The organism is Duganella guangzhouensis (genome assembly GCF_009674535.1).
Taxonomy (GTDB): domain Bacteria; phylum Pseudomonadota; class Gammaproteobacteria; order Burkholderiales; family Burkholderiaceae_D; genus Rugamonas; species Rugamonas guangzhouensis.
Genome location: NZ_WKJK01000004.1, coordinates 136,286 through 155,190, shown reverse-complemented (window position 1 = coordinate 155,190; position 18,905 = coordinate 136,286). Strand labels below are relative to the sequence as shown.

At 51.9% G+C, this 18,905-nt stretch carries 11 protein-coding genes and 1 pseudogene; 6 read left to right on the top strand and 6 right to left on the bottom strand.

Going from position 1 to position 18,905, the window contains the following annotated elements; translation table 11 throughout:
• Positions 1–24 precede the first annotated feature (24 nt).
• Positions 25–378, bottom strand: coding sequence for a helix-turn-helix domain-containing protein (locus GJ699_RS09335; RefSeq protein ID WP_195763506.1), 354 nt, complete (start codon positions 376–378; stop codon positions 25–27).
• 882 nt (positions 379–1,260) lie between these two features.
• Between GJ699_RS09335 and istA the strand changes: the two genes are divergently transcribed.
• The 5 genes from istA (at position 1,261) to GJ699_RS35300 (ending at position 7,227) form a co-directional block, all read left to right on the top strand.
• Complete coding sequence (gene istA, locus GJ699_RS09330) at positions 1,261–2,790, top strand: IS21 family transposase (RefSeq protein ID WP_371867511.1); 1,530 nt, start codon at positions 1,261–1,263, stop codon at positions 2,788–2,790.
• On the top strand, positions 2,780–3,544 hold the full coding sequence (istB, locus tag GJ699_RS09325; RefSeq protein WP_154375388.1) for an IS21-like element helper ATPase IstB: 765 nt from the start codon (positions 2,780–2,782) through the stop codon (positions 3,542–3,544). Before istA ends, istB begins: the two co-directional genes overlap by 11 nt.
• Positions 3,545–3,755: 211 nt before the next feature.
• Positions 3,756–5,132, top strand: a complete 1,377-nt coding sequence (dcm, locus tag GJ699_RS09320) for a DNA (cytosine-5-)-methyltransferase (protein WP_154375386.1) — start codon at positions 3,756–3,758, stop codon at positions 5,130–5,132.
• A gap of 3 nt (positions 5,133–5,135) precedes the next feature.
• Positions 5,136–5,597 carry a very short patch repair endonuclease gene (locus GJ699_RS09315; protein ID WP_154375384.1) on the top strand — a complete coding sequence of 154 codons (462 nt, stop codon included), beginning with the start codon at positions 5,136–5,138 and terminating at the stop codon, positions 5,595–5,597.
• A 259-nt stretch (positions 5,598–5,856) separates the two neighbouring features.
• On the top strand, positions 5,857–7,227 hold the full coding sequence (locus GJ699_RS35300; protein WP_371867510.1) for a type II restriction endonuclease: 1,371 nt from the start codon (positions 5,857–5,859) through the stop codon (positions 7,225–7,227).
• 166 nt (positions 7,228–7,393) lie between these two features.
• Here GJ699_RS35300 and GJ699_RS09305 read toward each other — a convergent pair whose 3' ends face one another.
• From GJ699_RS09305 to glmS, 4 genes and pseudogenes are all read right to left on the bottom strand, one after another.
• A complete protein-coding gene (locus tag GJ699_RS09305; protein WP_154375382.1) occupies positions 7,394–8,500 on the bottom strand; it encodes a response regulator in 1,107 nt (368 codons plus the stop codon).
• A 13-nt stretch (positions 8,501–8,513) separates the two neighbouring features.
• Entirely contained in the window at positions 8,514–11,897 is a 3,384-nt protein-coding gene (locus GJ699_RS09300; RefSeq protein WP_154375380.1) for an ATP-binding protein, read from the bottom strand.
• A gap of 843 nt (positions 11,898–12,740) precedes the next feature.
• A pseudogene (locus tag GJ699_RS34500) lies at positions 12,741–13,070 on the bottom strand (hypothetical protein); the annotation flags it as partial.
• Positions 13,071–14,109: 1,039 nt separating this feature from the next.
• Complete coding sequence (gene glmS / locus GJ699_RS09295; RefSeq protein ID WP_154375378.1) at positions 14,110–15,939, bottom strand: glutamine--fructose-6-phosphate transaminase (isomerizing); 1,830 nt, start codon at positions 15,937–15,939, stop codon at positions 14,110–14,112.
• Between the two features lie 132 nt (positions 15,940–16,071).
• On the opposite strand from glmS, the gene GJ699_RS09290 reads away from it, so the two are divergent.
• On the top strand, positions 16,072–16,524 hold the full coding sequence (locus tag GJ699_RS09290) for an Lrp/AsnC family transcriptional regulator (RefSeq protein WP_154375376.1): 453 nt from the start codon (positions 16,072–16,074) through the stop codon (positions 16,522–16,524).
• Positions 16,525–16,669: 145 nt separating this feature from the next.
• Here the strand turns inward: GJ699_RS09290 and GJ699_RS09285 are convergent, their stop codons facing one another.
• The gene (locus GJ699_RS09285; protein ID WP_154375374.1) at positions 16,670–18,844 is read right to left on the bottom strand and encodes a TonB-dependent siderophore receptor; all 2,175 of its coding nucleotides are present in this window, start codon (positions 18,842–18,844) and stop codon (positions 16,670–16,672) included.
• Positions 18,845–18,905 lie beyond the last annotated feature (61 nt).

The following is an 18,905-nucleotide window of genomic DNA, read 5'->3' as shown; positions in this document are numbered from 1 at the left end:
TTCATTAATTTCGTCTTCACTACTTTAATCAGGAACAGCAAGTCTTGCACAAATATCTATAACCCAACCATATACCCAAGAACGGTCGTCTTCGCTTAGCGCACTAAGTTTTAAGGCTAAGGCCGCAGTATGATCAGCTGGACTCACGGCGCACTGGCAGATAAATTCATGCATCGAGATATCAAAAATTTCAACTAAATCCAAGAGGCGGCTCAAAGGAGGTAACGTAGCTCCTCGCTCAAAGCGTGAAATAGTTTCTTGTTCTACCCCTAGCTGCGTAGCAAGCTGCCCTTGAGTTAGATTTTTGTTCATACGTTGCGCGGTCAACGCATTTCCAATTTGTTTTGCATATTTTTCATGTCGAAAAGAGGCAGCCATAATTGTCCATATCCTTAGATGAATTACATGGATGATGGAACAAATGGTCAAATTTCGTAACATCACGTTATGTGGTTTGACCACATTTTTGCGTCTCACGAATGTGAGTGGCGATATACGTCAGCTTCGGGGTCGCCACCGTTTAGTTAAGCCTTGCTGATTGGCGAATAGATGTCGACAAGACGTTTACCACCGCTATCGGCGCTCATGAGGAAGTAGTTGCGACGCCTAATCGCGACGCCACGCAAGGTTCGCTCAACTTCGGGCCCCATTATGGAGGCTCACGACTCTAAGAGTATTCAACACTAATTGCTGACGCTTGAGAAAAATCAAAACGCGTATCATGCAACCCCGTAGAGTGAGCTAATGCGAACTCCCGACATCCTAAAGTGCTTTGCTGCTCGCGACCTTGTTCGGTCGCATGGCGTCTATTTCGCCGCCGTGCTCCTGGCCGAGCAATTAGTGCCTTTTAATTTAGCATTAGAGTTTTTGACATCAAGACATGAGGATTTGTGCTTGAAGTACCTGACTTTTCCCGATCGAGGTCGCAATGACGGATCACGAGAGCGCGAGCGCAGTCCATCTAGCTCTTGAGCAGCAATAGCCATGGCGTACGTCCAGGTGGTCTTTGGGATCGCGTTTGCATGTGGGTCAAGTTGACCGCTTCGCTTGCCCTTCCTGTTCTTCAGGTGATGGTGCAATCTGTATTTCGCAAGTTCTTGTTTTCTAGCGAGATTCGGAATTTAGATGGGTTCATTTGCATGCAAATTGACCCGTGTTGATTTGCAGCGAAATCTGACCCACTTTACCCAGTAATTTGCAACTGAATCTGACCCACGTTTAAGACACAATCCTGCTCAACAAGTTGAGTGGGGAATTGGAGTGATCGACGTGGCACTACTAAGCATTATTCGACGCTGGCATATCCGAGACCAGGTCCCCCTTCGAGAGATAGCCAGACGCCTGCGCATCTCTAGAAACACTGTCCGACGCTATCTGCGCGCAGAAATCACCGAGCCGGCCTACGCCGTGCGGCGCTCACGCAGCGCGATCGACAAATATGCGTTCCAACTTTCAGCCATGCTCAAGACCGAGGCAGCTCGCTCCAGGAAGCAGCGACGCACCTTAAAGCAGATCCACGAGGACCTAAAGGAATTGGGTTTTGAGGGGTCTTACGACCGGGTTGCGGCGTTCGCGAGGGTATGGAGGGAGGGTCAAACTGAGCGGGTCAATCCGTCAAGCAAACGAACATATATCCCTATGGCCTTCGCGCCAGGTGAGGCTTTTCAGTTCGATTGGAGCGAGGATTGGGCTGTCATCAATGGCGAACGAACCAAACTCCAAGTAGCCCACTTTAAGCTAAGTCACAGCCGGGCCTTCTACCTCCGCGCCTATTTAATCCAGACGCATGAGATGTTGTTTGACGCGCACGAACACGCCTTCAACGCATTTGGTGGGGTCCCGCGTCGCGGTATCTACGACAACATGAAAACAGCTGTGGATAAGGTGCGCACAGGCAAGGATCGTGACGTCAATGCTCGCTTCGAGGCGATGGTAGGCCACTACCTCTTTGATGCTGAGTTTTGCAATCCTGCATCGGGCTGGGAGAAAGGCCAAATCGAGAAGAATGTCCGGGACAGCCGCCACCGTATCTGGCAAAAGGTTCCACCAATGAAATCTCTGGATGAATTAAATGCTTGGCTCACGAACGAATGCTTCAGCCTCTGGAAGCAGGTCAAACATCCAGAGGCCGACATCACCGTTTGGGATGCATGGGAAGTCGAACGGCCGCACCTGATGCGTAATGGCCGTCCCTTCGACGGCTTCGTAGAACATACAAAGCGTGTGTCGCCAACTTGCCTAGTCACGTTCGAACGCAATCGCTACAGCGTGCCGGCATCGTTCGCAAACCGGCCCGTCAGCGTCAGGGTTTATTGCGATCGGCTTGTGTTCGTAGCCGAAGGCAAAACCATCGCAGAACACCCGCGCGAAATTACTCGGGACCATGGCCAACCCGGCCGGACTATCTTCAACTGGCGCCACTATCTGGCTGTACTCCAACGCAAGCCGGGCGCATTACGAAACGGCGCTCCATTCCGGGAATTTCCCGATGAGTTTAAACGTCTTCAGGCGCTGCTATTAAAGCGCCCAGGCGGCGATCGGGAAATGGTGGAGATCCTAGCCTTGGTCATGTTCCATGACGAGAAAGTCGTACTGGCAGCGGTAAAGCAGGCACTAGACGCAGGGGCACCGTCGAAGCAGATCATCCTCAATATGCTTAGCCGACTGCTGGACACGGCTCCGCCACCAAAGATCGATGCCCCTCAGGCCTTAAGCCTGAAAGTCGAGCCGAAGGCCGACGTCGGCCGCTATGATCAACTCAGAAATCGGAGCATACAAGATGCAGCATGACGCAATGCAAGAGCAATTCAAGTCCCTGAAGCTTTGGGGTATGTCGCAGGCGCTCGCTGATTTGGCAGCTCAGGACTCGCCGGCCTACCAAGCGGCCCTGCCGGTCCTCGCCGGTCTGCTTAAGGCCGAAGCTGCCGAACGCGAAGTACGCTCATTAGCTTATCAAATGAAAGTTGCTAAATTTCCTGCCTATCGTGATTTGAACGGGTTTGACTTCGCTTGCAGCGAAGTCGATGCTAACCTGGTTCAGCAACTACATCGCTGCGACTTCCTGCGCTCGGCTCACAATGTCGTTCTGGTCGGAGGTCCTGGCACGGGGAAAACCCATCTGGCAACGGCGCTGGGAACTCAAGCGCTCGAACATCACGATTGCAGGGTACGTTTTTTCTCGACGGTTGAGCTGGTCAATGCGCTGGAGCTGGAAAAGCAGCAGGGACGTACCGGCCAGCTCGCGGTAAGGCTGCTTCACACCGATTTGGTGATCTTGGATGAGCTTGGCTATCTGCCCTTCAGCCAAACTGGCGGAGCTTTGCTTTTTCACCTCATCAGCAAGCTCTACGAGAAGACGAGCCTGATCATCACCACCAACTTGGGTTTCTCGGAATGGGGAGCAGTGTTTGGGGACGCCAAGATGACGACAGCGCTTCTCGATAGACTGACTCATCACTGCCACATCTTAGAAACCGGTAACGAGAGTTACCGCTTCAAAAATAGCTCAACGCAAATTACTGGAAAGGAGGACGGCAAAAACTAGCTACCCACTAACCTACTGACCTACTGAAAAAGTGATAGGGGGTCAGATTTGGATGCAAGTCGTGGGTCAGGATCGAGTGCAATCAAACAACCCCCTTTGCTGACTTCACAAAAATACTGTATAAAACCACAGTTCCGTATCAACTAGCTTTGCGATTCTGGGTCAAATGAGTGATAATACATCACACATTTGACCCAGAAAGCAACAAACCATGGCACCAGACGACGACGGACTGAAGCTTCTAAAAAAAGTTCTCGAAATTTATGATCAAAAATATATCGCTGAGTACCTAAATATAGAGTCGCCCGACTCGTGGAGCCGGGAAAAAATTAATCGCTGGCTGAGTGGAAAGGCCAGTCCTCGGCTTAGTCATCACGAATATGAGCATCTTCAAACGCTGCTGCCAAAGCCACCAGCGTCGCACCCGCATTACGATTTTGATTTTATCGACCTATTCGCGGGCATCGGTGGTATTCGACGTGGCTTTGAGGAAATCGGGGGACGGTGTGTTTTCACGAGCGAATGGAACCCTTTCGCGGTACGCACTTACAAGGCAAATCACTATTCTGACCCAAACTATCACGCGTTCAACGATGACATTCGCAAAGTAACGTGGAGTAACAGGCCGGAAAAAAGCGAAGCTGAAGCATATAAGTACATCAACGAACAGGGGGTGCCAGATCACGATGTGCTGCTAGCCGGTTTTCCATGTCAGCCATTTTCCATCGCTGGTGTTTCGAAGAAAAACTCATTGGGGCGGAAGCACGGGTTCGAAGATGAGACCCAAGGTACACTTTTCTTTGACGTAGCCCGCATTATTGCCGCCAAACAGCCGGCTGCGTTTGTACTGGAAAACGTAAAGAATCTCAAGAGTCACGACAAAGGCAATACCTTCCGCACTATCATGAAGGCGCTCGACGAACTGGGCTACTGGGTAGCAGATTCGGAACAAGTCGGTACAACCGACTACAAGATCATTGATGGCAGCCACTTTGTTCCCCAACACCGTGAGCGTATCGTGCTAGTTGGTTTCCGGAAGGACCTGAATATTCATGATGGCTTCACATTGAAAGATGTCAGTCACCACTACCCACCTGCTAGGCCTACGCTGACGGATATTCTAGAAGATGAACAAGAAATTGATCCGAAATACATCCTTACGGAAAATCTTTGGCGCTATCTTTTCAACTACTCTATCAAGCACAAGGCCAAGGGAAATGGCTTTGGGTACGGCCTAGTAAAGCCGGACAATCCTAATGAGGTGACGCGCACGCTATCCGCCCGCTACCACAAGGATGGTTCTGAAATTCTGATCGATCGAGGCTTTAAATCGGATCTTGATTTCGACCACAAGAAGAACATCAAGAACCGGCCGCGCCGCCTGACCCCATCTGAGTGTTCGCGACTGATGGGCTACGATCGCCCGGGCGAATCTAATTTCAAGATTCCTGTGTCAGATACTCAAGCCTATAAGCAGTTTGGCAATTCTGTTGTTGTAGGGGTTTTTGCAGCAGTAGCAAAACTGATGAAAAGCCGAATTCTCCAAGCGAAGCGCTTACAGGAACAAAGAAGAAAATTAGCGGCCTAAACAATGACCGACGTCCATACCCCGGAACGCCGTAGTAGAAATATGCAAGCGATCCGGGGCAAAAACACCCGCCCTGAAGTACTGCTCAGAAAGCTACTGTTTTCGCGGGGATTCCGCTACCGCCTGCACGTCAGTAGCCTGCCAGGCAAACCCGATATAGTGCTGCCGAAACATCGCACCGTCATCTTCGTGCAGGGTTGCTTCTGGCATGGACATGATTGCCATCTCTTCACCCTTCCTCAGACTCGGCGAGAATTCTGGTTGACAAAAATCCGCGCAAACCAACAGCGGGATCAACGTAATGTTCTCGCGCTGCGAAGCGCAGGCTGGCGCGTCATTTGCGTATGGGAGTGCGCTCTTAGGGGGCGACTAAAGTGGGATGAAGGAGCGCTTTTGAACCACTTGACAGGATTGATCACACAAGACAGCACTGACGCAGCCAGCTTATGTATACGACACCGTTAGCGACAGGCCGAGCCGACATTCTTCGGCCGTGTCGCGTTTCATTATCGACTCGGTAGGCGACAAATATCCGGCTTGCGTAAGCGAGCCCGGACTAGGACATATATATTTCAGGCGCCTATTCCATCTCCGAAAACGCCTCGACTAATAGTTGCCTAGTTAACACACATTTGTGGTTGAAATATTGCTTAGTAGCCTGTATCGTCAGAACTGCAGTAGAAATTTATGCGCCCCGCAGCGCAGATTCTATAGAAAGTGATGTGTGACTACTGGTAACCTATTTCAAGATGATGTCATTGATGACGCTGCAGAGCTCGTCATAAGATTGACGAAGCGTGCAGATAGCATTTTTCTCAAGAAACTTGCTCTTAACGATTGGCAATGGACAGAAGATCCAGACAAGCATCAGGATGGTGTTTACATTTTCAAGTCTGAAAGAGACAGCGGATTTTTTCCGCCACTGACCTCCACTCCAGTTAAACCGGGTAAAAAGCCAATCTTCGAGGCTTTTTTTAAGATCCACTGGCCGGCACTCAGCTACCCGACTGTAAAAGAAGCCAGACTCGTTAACTGGCGCAGCAAAGGCGAAGAAACTCACCTAACAAGAGTTCCTCATGAAGCATTCACAGGGCTAAATCCTGCGTCTTTTCTTCTGATTGCGAAGACGGGGCGCGCGGCCGATGCCGAATACACCGCCACTACTGTAGACTCATCATCCTCTGCATATCGATACCTTGAGGATCTGTTCGATCTCCCTCCAAAGTTTTGTTCTGGAATTTTCGAACCTCAACGCGTAATGCTATCACAGCAAGAAAAACTGTTTGAGTTTATAGGACAGGCCCTTTCTGCATTTCATGCCGGTCAAATCAGTGCCTTTGCGGAGTCTCACTTTTCTATACCTAAGCCGCGGGAAATGGCACGCCTCGCTCAAGAGGAATACCAATCGCTTCATGGAAATTTCGATTTCAATCCTTTCAAGATGACTGCTCCAGGTGACGCGGTGCTCGACATTAGCAGAGGGCTTGAATACGAAATTTTCAAATCATTTGAAATACGCCGTCGATCGATGGAGTTAGTCAAACTCCTTCTTGGAACAGATCCAGAAGCAGTTAGCATCAATCAAGTACTGATGAATATCGTCACCGAATTCTACCAAATTGATGGAATTCTCCTTTCTGCGGCCCAAACTCGTAAATCCCGAGCGGGCGCTTCGTTTGAATTACACATTGAACGCCTGCTTACAGACGGCGGTATCCCACATGAAGTTCAAGTTATAGCAGACGCGAAGAAGCGACCAGATTTTGTTTTACCATCGTTTACCGCATACATGGACCCACTGCGCGACAGAACTGGTGCCCTTGTACTTAGTGCAAAAACAACGCTGCGGGAGAGGTGGAAGCAAGTTCAAGGAGAAATAAGAAACTGTGACCTCTTCCTTGCTACGGTTGATGAAGGAATTGCTGAAAATGCAATCAAGGATATGGAGCGGCAAGGAATTGTTCTCGTGGTGCCAGAATCGCTCAAGAAGTCAGACACGACGGTATATAAATCCCAGAGCAATGTGATCTCATTTAAATCATTTTTCGAAACAGAACTCCTATGCAAAAGAATGGTTGCATGGCAATGTGAATAAATGTAATTTTCCGGAATTCAAGGGAATGTGCCCGGCTTACACCTACGTACTAAAGCTCAACCAGATTTTCTAGACGGGCTAATTACGAAGTTGCCGTTAGCTAATTCCTAAAAAAAAATACTCCACAGGAACTGCCATACATTAATAGCAGTTCCTTTTGAGGAAATTATTTGCAAATATGTTCGCGCAAAATATTCCAGTCCAAATCCGGCTGGCCTATTCGCCCTAAATAGGATGCATAGCGTTGAACCAAATTAGGAACAAAGTGCGTAGAAATAGATGCAAATCTATCTTTAAGCAACTCAGGAGCGGTTTCAGACAAAACTCCTTTAGTTTCTTTAAAATCTACAAGCCAAGGCCCTTTTTCACCGCACGGCGGAATAAAGTGAGTACTTGTAGAATGATTTTGAATTGCAAAATTACGTAACTTTACTGCCGCGCTCTTTCCTCGTTTGCTGTCGATACCTGCATTAAATCCTTCTTTCAGTTCTGCCCATTCCCCTGTCATTGGATGGCATAATGCCAGCATAAGATGTTTTGGCTGAGGCTCATTTGCCATATTGCAGCGCGGCGTCACAACTACATACACGTGTCCATCTTGAGTAATCAAATCCCCAGTATCTAGGCGTTCAGAAAATAGTGGAGGGATAATATAGAATTCGTCTGGGTGGTGATTTGACGGTGGTAGGCTTAACCGATCAGCAACATGTGATGCAATCTGACGCGTTATCATGCCTCCCAACATGGCCCGATCGCCCATGGAATTCCATGTTGTCTCCCATCTCTTCCATATAGAATCATTAAATATTTTGGCGCTTTCAACGGCTATTTTCTTACGAGTGATTTCCATCGCTATCATAAGACCTTCATGGCCAGTCAGATACTTCAGGATCTCGATCCCACCATTGCCTTTTTTTGAACGAATTTGGATATTGGAGGCTTTGACTGCTTCGCTGGCCTCAGCTGCATGGGCACTATAGACGACAGCGGGCACGCCAGTTTCGATTAGGACTTTTTCTAAAATATCATTACCAAGCGGAATCGCTGTCGAGTTATCACCACCAGGTGCTGGGGGAAGTCGAAGGTCTACGACCGCGCAATTGATTCTAGTTCGGTTAAGAACTTTTAGTGCTTCTTGGCGAGTGGTAGCATAAATAGCTTCATATTGAAGAGTATCCGCCGGTTGTTCATCATTAAACTCTGTTATGTCTCTTCGCCACGAATCAATAGCTTCGGGATCATCCTCAACTATTAAAATCAAACATTCTTTCATACACTCTCCATGATCAGCTATCACTTTTTTTTGCCAACGGCAACGATATTTTAAAGGCAGTACCTTGACTTGTAGCGAGTAGTTCTAGTTCTCCGTTACTGCGAAATATAGCTTCTTTCGCAATACTTAGGCCTAAGCCAGTTCCATTCGGTTTTAGGGTGAATCCGATGTCAAAGAGTTGATCTGCGAATTCTACCGGAATGCCAGCGCCATTATCGGAAACAACTATATTGCAACGCTCTTCGGAGATTTCAGCTGAAATTTTTAATGTTGGATCAGGAATATTATGGTATTCAAGCCAATAAACCGCGTTGTCAACAAGATTGGTTATAGCGGTTGACAAATCATCATGATATCCAATTACTAGATCCTCAAAATTATCAGTTTCGAATACGATTCGGATTCCTACCTTCTCAACTTTACTTTTGAAGAGATATAGCGTTTTTTCTATCACATCCCGTATATCATATTTCTTAGGAGCACCTCGGCGGGCGCCTGACAAGGGATTCAAAGCGTTAAATAATACCCTTAGCTTTTCACCACTTGCATCCATCCCATTTAGAATTCTCGGCACTTCTGCGAGTCTTTCATGAGATTTGGTGGATGAGTCGAGTAAAGTCGGCCACCACCTTCTAAGCCGTGCCGTCTCATTTTCTAGAAACGATAATGGAGTATTTCCTTGGTGCATAACCTCACCAATGATTAGGCCAAGGGTTACCCGCGCCTCTAACTGTGCCTGACGATCTTCGAGCCGCTTAACATATTGAGTGAGCCTATCGGACTCCTTTGCAATCAATTCTTCAGCAGCCGCACGATCAGCTTCCGGAATTTTCGCAACTAGGAGTTTGGACCATCCCATTTGGACGCGATCGTAAATATCACGAAAGCTACTTTCTGGGCGGGCGTCCAAGCCAGCACTAATGCGAAACTGCCGTCGCTTTGGTTCAACAATTTCCGCCAGGAGAGCTGAAACCAATGTTCTCAAGCGACGAAAACTTCCGTTTTCCTCTAAACCTTCCCGGCTACTGCGCTCAATTAGTTGAGATTCTTTCTCGTCGTCTAGAGAAATAATTCCTGCTATTTGATTTCGTCCAATTTTAATAGTAGGGTTTTGCACTCGCTTCGCATCAAGCGTCAACCAATCATTTTCTCCATCTCCATAAGGGCGAATCCGAAAACCTTCGCGATAGATCGCCACACCAGCAATATTGTCCAGCAGCTTTCGTGCTTCGCGAATCCCGATTTCGCCAAACCCTGCTTTCGCTGCAGTACTTCGGATAGCAGAGGACTCTCTGTCGAATACATGCAAACGAACAAGTACAACACCGCAAGGCTCTTCGCCGTCCTCTCTTCGAAGAGGTACTACTAAACGGACTTTCTCAGGCTCTAGCCCACCCCGTAATATCGTAATCGCCCCCTCAAAACATCCGCCCTCATCAAAAACACCGTCTATGGCATAGTCACATGCATCGAGAAGTGGATATGGTTTTACTTCGTAAGGATCGTTGGCGGCATTAAGTGGCGGATTTGTACCTTTGTCCGTGCGAAGCAATGCTGCTCCGTCGAACGATGAATTTTCAAGGGTGCACTGTGACAGATCCAGAAAAATTCTAAAGTCATTTGCCCCAACAGGAGCTACTGGCGAAACAAGCTTTCGTAGCTCGTCGTGCAACTTAATAACCCTTTGTGCGGGCCACTCATCTCGTAATGACGATATTCGTAGCTGAGTTCCGGTTCCTTCCTTTGGCACGAGTGATTCCACAGGAAACCTAACACTATCAAGATATTTGGCTTCTTCGAAAGCATCCCAGTCGAGTTCAGGTATCCGCGTTGAAGTAAGTTTAGGAGATAAAGCTAGCTGCGTAGAATCTGTATCGCCTGCAATTACCTTAGCGGTGGAAACTAACTCCAAAAATCGACCAAGCCTTGATGCAGCGAAACGGCCTATGCCTTTAGAGCCTAAGAGACGGCGCCCACGAGCAGTATGCTTTCGATCACGTTTATCACTTGTCGCAGGCTCCATCCACTTCTGCTCAATGTCCTCTAACGTCATCCCGTGACCATCATCCTCAAATAGAATAGCGCCTTGGTTTGGAATTAGGTCAGGGAAAAAGGTAATTCGTACAAAGCTTGCGTCAGCATCGTAGCTATTCTTGACAAGCTCTATGACTGCCGCCTCAGGACCGCTAACCAGCCGATCGCCAATAGTACGAATAATGCGAGCCCGCGGCCGGAAGGAAAGCTCAATGGGTGGCCATTCTGCTGGTCGCCCGTTAGGCCAAAGTTTTCCAAACAAAGTTCGAGGAAACGAGCTTTGGTCTCCAATCATATGACGGGTAATTTGCTCCTTTAATTGCATAAAGTCGCGAACCAGTGAGTCATTAACCTCACGTTCCCCCCAAAGCGACCATTCAATTGCTAGGCGCATACCCTCGGCGAAGCTAATAGGTTCAGAGTAAGGCTCCCCTTCAAGCTCATTAGCAAACGCGCAACGGAATGCTAAATGAGCTAAGCAAATGGCCGTGAAAATACGAGCAATAGGACGTTCAATATTAGGGTCCTCGTGTAAATCGGCATAAGTGTTGTCCGCCGCATTTTCGTTGGCCCCTAAAGCGGTCGCAATAGCGGAAATATCATAAATATCAAAATACTGTCCGTCTAACTCTATTGCATCCATTACGCTAGGGTCACCACCTAGCCCAGCTCTAAGTTCTGCCAACGCGACTGCTTGTGAAACAGTTGCCCGCTGAGCGCTTGGCTCTGCTGAATCATTTTCATAACACTCTAAGAAACGCCTCGCACAGCGCGCAACAAATGCAATGGCAGCCCAGTAAGGCACGCCATTCGCGACAAGCTCCTTGGCTGAGGGCACTTCCTCATCCGCTACCGATTGCGCAACTTCGCTACTGATGCTTTCTACACTGAGGGGCTTCGAGAGCCGAAGTATCCCCCACCGCCGAGTTCCGATCAACTCGGCAAGTAACAGGTAGAACTGTGACGACTTTCTCACGAGAGTCAATTTCACACGCGAGGGGTCATCAGTGTGTCGCTGCATGATCAATACATCGCCTCCCTTTGCGAGATTTCGCAAGGGTCCCAGTTGGTCTGTGAGGCGCGACTCCGGGCTACGAGCCCCTCCCCAAGTCTGATACTGATAGCGAGTAAGAACCGACGCCAGAAATTCATTTTCTGCAAAAAGATCAGCATTCATCCGCTGGTCTATTGTCGGATGGCTGGGTGTAATCATCCCTTTAAGTTGCGGGAAATACTGCCGAAGCGCCTCAGGAATAACAACGCCGCCTTGGTGGCCCGGCGCGGCTCCTGTATCATTGTTGGCCAACACCTTGAAGAATGGGGCATCCCACTCATTGGATTTATCTAAACAATTCAAAGCCATAGCATGAGTTTAGTGGGTACGGTTGAGAAGAGAAGTGGGAAGATTTATCAAATGTCGCCATTGTTTGCATGTTGGCCTGCAAAACTCCAGCGAATTTCTGAATTTTGGTGCAACTAGCTTGCCCTCCCACCGCATGGACTGAAAGTAGAAGCCTAATGCGCGGCTAGGACACTCGGTTCTCAAACAAAGGAATTGAGCTACCGGCAGAATAAAATTGCACCCTTCATTGCTGAAACCCAACTCCTTTGCTAGTGCTTTGGATGCATCTTCAAGCAACGCTCTTGTCCTTTTCTACAAGACGAGATACTGGCAACACTAGGTATCCCTGCTGCTCTGCTTACTTTTTTTTGGGGAAGGATGCTGTTTTCTCTCAACATTAATCTCAAAATGCGAATAGCTAGACGGTGCTCTAAGAGTAACAGATTGCAACAAAGAAAAAATCACTAATTATCACAAGTTTCGAGCAGCGTCGAACAAATCTAGCGTCCGACTAATGCTCTATCCTAGAGCTCTATTTCACTCCGGAAATATTTTGTGTAGAGGACTGCAGACATCTGCGCTTTCGACCTAATCGAGCCCGACCAACTTTATTTGCTCCAGTCAACACCCGCTGATTCAAGAGAATAAAGTCCGTCAAAGCATTCAGACCTAACTCTCTGATTCTTTTGCACTTTTATTTCTGCTTTTTGCAGCGTAAAGTCCGTCACGTGTTAAGTTGCACTGAAACCTGACCCACCGGGTCAAGTCTAAATGCAAACGAACATCCTGAACCAGTCGAGGCAAATCTGCTTGCTGACGGTGATGTGTTCGTTTGCTTGACGGATTGACCCGCTCAGTTTGCCCCTCCCTCCATACCCTCGCGAAAGCCGCAACCCGGTCGTAAGACCCCTCAAAACCCAATTCCTTTGGGTCCTCGTGGATCTGCTTTAAGGTGCGTCGCTGCTTCCTGGAGCGAGCTGCCTCGGTCTTGAGCATGGCTGAAAGTTGGAACGCATATTTGTCGATCGCGCTGCGTGAGTGCCGCACGGCGTAGGCCGGCTCGGTGATTTCTGCGCGCAGATAGCGTCGGACAGTGTTTCTAGAGATGCGCAGGCGTCTGGCTATCTCTCGCAGGGGACCTGGTCTCGGATATCCGACGACTCCGTCTGCGAAGTTACCTGTTGCCGCCCCCATGGAGAGCGACCACAGGGACAAACTATCATGGTGTGACAGTGGACGGCTAATGGGTGACCCACCTTGCCCACGAATTTGCAACGGAATCTGACCCACGTTGGTAGCACAATTCCCCATGTCCTTTCGGCAGGAGATCGGAGTGATCGACGTGGCATTGCTAGGAATAATTCGACGCTGGCACCTTCGTGACCAGATCCTCATACGAGAGATTGCCCGACGACTCGGCATCTCGCGCAACACCGTTTGACGCTATCTGCGATCGGAAACAACTGAGCCCTTCTATGCGGAGCGGCGATCGTCTAGCGGCTTGGATAAATACTCGGTACAGCTATCAGGCTGGCTAGAGGCCGAGACTACAAAGCCTCGTAAGCAGCGGCGCAATTTGGAGCAGCTCCATCTGGAACTGAAAGAACTCGGATATGAAAAGTCATACGACCGCGTGGCAGCGTTTGCCAGGCAGTGGAAGGCGGGTCAATTGGAATGGGGCAATTCCGCGAGCAAACGAACAGGGGGCTCACTGCCGATCGCGAACGTCAAGAAATGTCGTATTCCGTGATGTTCTCACAATATCCAAATCGAGCAATGTCTCGGAGGAATTCCGCCTCAAGTTCCTCCGCCGAGCGACAAGCCTGTATAACATGCACAGTTGGCGCAGAATCCGAAGAGCCAGATGGATCTTGTTCAATAGTCGGACATTGATTCTGTCCTTCGACACCTCGTTCATTTTCCATATTGCCCTCGCTATTGTCCGACGATCTCAAGCTCCCCTAATTCCAACCAATGATACACCTAAAGCAGTCAGGCGCCTGAAGAACTGTCATCAGACTAAATCGTCCTATAAGCCGCCAGCGCCCCCTTTGGGTCCCTTTACGAGACTTCTCAATCATCACGATTTGTGACAGACTTTTTCTGTTAAGACAGACTTTTTCTCTCAAATCATCAGAATCAGCAATTTACGACTTTAATGAGCAATTTACGACTCTAATGAGCAATTTACGACTTTAATTGCATGGAATATCAAGCAAATCGCCTGATTTATTTATTCCACTGTCACCGACTTGGCCAGATTGCGCGGCTTATCGACGTCGGTGCCGCGCGCGACGGCCGAGTGGTAGGCCAGCAGCTGCAGCGAGACCACGTGCAGGATCGGTGACAGCAGGCCGTAGTGTTCCGGCAGACGGATCACGTGCACGCCTTCGCCCGAGGTGATGCGCGAGTCGACGTCGGCAAACACGTACAGCTGGCCACCGCGCGCGCGCACTTCCTGCATATTGGATTTCAGCTTTTCGATCAGCGTGTCGTTCGGCGCCACCGTCACCACCGGCATCTCTTCGGTTACCAACGCCAGCGGGCCGTGCTTCAGTTCGCCCGCTGGATAGGCTTCGGCGTGGATGTAGGAAATCTCTTTCAGCTTCAGCGCGCCTTCCAGCGCGATCGGGTAGTGCATGCCGCGGCCGAGGAACAGTGCGTTTTCCTTGCGCGCGAAGTCTTCGGCCCAGGCGATGATCTGCGGTTCCAGCGCCAGCACGGCCGAAATCGCCACCGGCAAATGGCGCATGGCTTTCAGGTGATTGGCTTCTTCGGCGTCGGTCAGACGGCCGTTGACCTGTGCCAGCGACAGCGTCAGCAGGAACAGCGCGGCCAGCTGGGTGGTGAAGGCTTTGGTCGAGGCTACGCCGACTTCCACGCCGGCGCGGGTGATGTAGGCCAGTTTGCATTCGCGCACCATGGCGCTGGTGGCGACGTTGCAGATGGTCAGCGTGTGTTCCATGCCGAGGCTGCGCGCGTGCTTCAGCCCGGCCAGGGTGTCGGCGGTTTCGCCGCTCTGCGAGATGGTAACCACCAGCGTGTTCGGGTGCGGCACGCTGTCGCGGTAGCGGTATTCGGAGGCGATTTCGACGTTGACCGGGATCTTGGCCACCGATTCGATCCAGTACTTGGCGGTCAGGCCGGAGTAGTAGCTGGTGCCGCAGGCCAGAATCAGCACGCGGTCGATCTGTTTGAAGACGTTGTAGGCGCCGTCGCCAAACAGCTCGGGCATGATTCCGGTGACGCCTTCCAGCGTGTCGCCGATCACGCGCGGCTGTTCGAAGATTTCTTTCTGCATGTAGTGGCGGTATGGGCCCAGCTCGGCGGCGCCGGTGTGCGCCTGCACGGTTTTGACGTCGCGCTGCACTTGTTTGCCGTTGCTGTCGACGATCCAGACGCGCCCCAGTTGCAGGTCAACCACGTCGCCTTCTTCCAGGTAGATGATCTGGTCGGTGGTGCCGGCCAGCGCCATGGCGTCGGAGGCGACGAAGTTTTCGCCGTTGCCCAGGCCGACGATCAGCGGCGAGCCCTGGCGCGCGGCCACCACGCGGTGCGGTTCTTCGCGGCTGAACACGGCGATGGCGTAGGCGCCGGTCAGGCGTTTGACGGCGTGCTGCACGGTGTCGAACAGGTCGCCGTTGTACATGTGGTCGACCAGGTGGGCGATCACTTCGGTGTCGGTCTGGCTCTGGAACACGTAGCCGAGCGCGGTCAGTTCGACGCGCAGTTCGTCGTGGTTTTCAATGATGCCGTTGTGAACCAGGGCGATGCGGGCGTTGTCGGTCGATGGCGAAAAGTGCGGGTGGGCGTTGTGCGAGGCCGGCGCGCCGTGCGTGGCCCAGCGGGTGTGGGCGATGCCGGTAAAGCCTTTCAGATGCGCTTCTTCGATCTGATGTTCGAGGTCGGCCACGCGCGAGGTGCTGCGCGAGCGTTGCAGCTGACCATCCACATGCAGGGCGACGCCGCAGGAGTCGTAGCCGCGATATTCCAGCCGCTTCAAGCCTTCCAGCAGGATGGGAGTGATGTTGCGTTGCGCTACCGCGCCGACAATGCCGCACATGGGGAACCTCTTCATTTAAGTGATGGATGCATCGTAGAGCAGCCATCGTGAAATATGCTTTCTAGTTGATCGATAATTTGGAATAAAATTTCACCATACCGACCACTTGAAATTTTATTTCAATATAAAGCCATGGATGAAATAGATCGTCGCATTCTGAATGCGCTGCAGATTGATGCTTCTCAAACCAATGCCGAGCTCGCCGCTGCGGTGCATGTGTCGCCGCCGACTTGTTTGCGGCGCGTCAAGCAACTGAGGGAGTCGGGCGTGATTCAGCGCCAGGTGGCCATCGTGGCGCCGGAGAAGGTCGGCCCCAGCCTGACGGCGCTTGTGGAAATCTCCTTAGATATCCAGGCCGCCGAGCGCATGACGGAGTTTGAGGCGCTGGTCGCCAACGAGGCGGCGGTGCTGCAATGCTACCGCGTGGCGCCGGGGCCGGATTTTGTGCTGGTGGTGCAGGTGGCGGATATGCCGGCGTATCACGCGCTGGCGCACCGCCTGTTTGCCAGCCATGCGAATGTGCGGAATGTGAAGGCATATTTCTCCACTTTCCGCAGCAAGTTCGAAACGCGCGTGGCGCTGTGAACAAAGTTATACACGGATATCACCAGGGTAGCCACAGCTTATTCCCAGTCTTATACATGGCTTATACAGCGCTTACTAAGGCTTTATACAAGTCTTTTCCTCAGTTTATTCGCATGGTTAATCACAACTTTATCCACAAGCGTTTTTAGAACTTCGCGGTCAGCGTCAAGCTAACATTGCGTGGTTCGCCCCAGAATACGCCGTCGTAGAAGCCAATGTTGCGGTAGTACTTCTTGTCGGTCAGGTTGCTGATGTTCAATTGAGCACGCAGGTTACGGTTGATGTCATAGCCGGCAAACACATTGAACAAAGCGTAGCCACTCTGGGTGATGCGCGATTCCTCGCTGGCGGGCGCGGTCGGACGGCCGTACCAGGAGATGCTGTAGATCGAGCTCTGCGCCTGCATGCTGCCGCCAACTTTGAGGCCCGGCACCACGCTGTTCAGGTTGTACGAAGTCGACAAACGCAGCAGATTGCGCGGCTGGGCCGGTTCGCCACGCGAGCCATCGGCTTCCTTCACCTGCAGCCAGGTATAGCCGCCGCTGACGTTCCACTCGGGCGCGATCTGGCCGGAGACGTCGAACTCGATTCCGCGCGCGGTGATGCCGTCGCCATTCGCTACGTAAGCCATGCTGCCATCCGGCAGCAGGAAGCCGGCCGGCACGCCGCGATCCAGCTGGGCCAGGTTTTTCTTCAAGGTGCGGAACACGGCGGCCGAGGCGTTGAGCTTCTTGTCCAGGAATTCGCCCTTGATGCCGGCCTCGCTATTGGTGCCGGTTTCCGGTTTCAGCAGGTTGTTGTTACGGTCCTTGGCGGTCTGCGGCGAGAACAGCGTGGTGTAGCTGGCGTACAGCGACAGCTGGTGATTCAGGTCGAAGACCACGCCGGCATAGGGCGTGGTTTCGTTTTTGGTTTCCTGCAAATCGCTGCTGCTGGTGAATTTGCCGCTGGCGTCGTATTCGGAGTTTTCGGTGCGGTAGTTGCTCAGGCGCGCGCCGACGATCACCGTCAGCGGTTCGGTGATGCTGAAGCGGCCGGCCACGTAGGCGCCGCCCAGTTTGACTTCGGTCTCCGAGTGGGTGCCGTCCGGCGTGAAGGTCGGCATCGGGATATCGCCGGTCCAGTTGCGGTAATCCGGTATCGTCGACGAGTACAGAATGGTGGCAGTGCCGTTCTGGCTGCTGCTGACCGACTTGCCGCCGTTCCAGCCGGCGATCAGCGTGTGCTGGCGGCCCAGCAAGCTGAACGGGCCGGTGACGTAGACGTCGTAATTGTCGTCCACCGATTTGCCTTCGCCCCACACGCCGGTCCACAAGCGCATGCCGGTGCCGGTGGCGGGGTCTGGATGGCCGGCGCCGCCGTTGGCGACAGTGGTGTTGTTGCGGCTGTCGGTACGGGCGTAGGCGGCGTGCAATTTCCACCCGGCGCCGAAGCGCTGGTCGACCGAGAGGAAGGCGGTCTGCTGCTTGTTGGACCAGGTGCTCCACGGTGTGGTCAGGGTGAAGTTGCGCGGCAGATTGGCCAGTGTGCCGTCGGCGTTCCAGTAGGGCACGGCGCCCCAGGTGGCGCCGGTCGGCTTGTTGCGCTGGAAGTCGATGCCGGCGCTCAGCAGCGTGCGTGGCGTCAGATCGGCTTCGACGATGGCCATGCCCACGGTTTTGCGCTCGTGGTACATGTCCATGTAGGAATCGCGGTCTTCATGGGCGATGGCGACGCGGCCACGGATGCTGCCATCGCTGTTCAGCGGCGAGCTCAGATCGGCTTCGGCGCGGCGGTCGTCCCAGCGCTTGAAGATGACGCTGGCGCTGCCTTTCAGCGTTTTGCCTGGTCGCTTGCGCACCATGTTGACGGTGGCCGATGGGTCGCCGGTGCCGCCCATCAGGCCGGTGGCACCGCGCACGATTTCAATCCGATCATAGAGGATGGTGTCGGACAGCGGCGAGTTGGAGCCCTGCGGCATGCCGTCGACCTGGATGTTGGTGATGGAAAAGCCGCGCGCATAGAAGCTGGTGCGTTCGCTGTCCAGCTGGCCGATCATGACGCCGGTGGTCAGGCCCAGCGCTTCGTCCAGGCGGGTCAGGCCGAGGTCGTCGAGCATAGCGCGGGTCACCACGCTGACCGATTGCGGCGTGTCGCGGATCGACATTTCCATCCGGGTCGAGGTGTGGGCGGAGCCCGCCAGGTAAGAATCGTCGCTGTTGTTCTGGCCTTTGACTTCGACTTTGGCGATTTCCGGGTCTTCATTGGCATCGGCGGCCATGGCCGGATAGGCGGCGCTCAGCGCCAGCGCGAGTGCGGTGATGTGCAGCTTGTGATGCATCTTCCATTCCCTTTTGTTGTGATTAATACCAAGTAAGACCGGCGAATCACAAAAAGGGGAC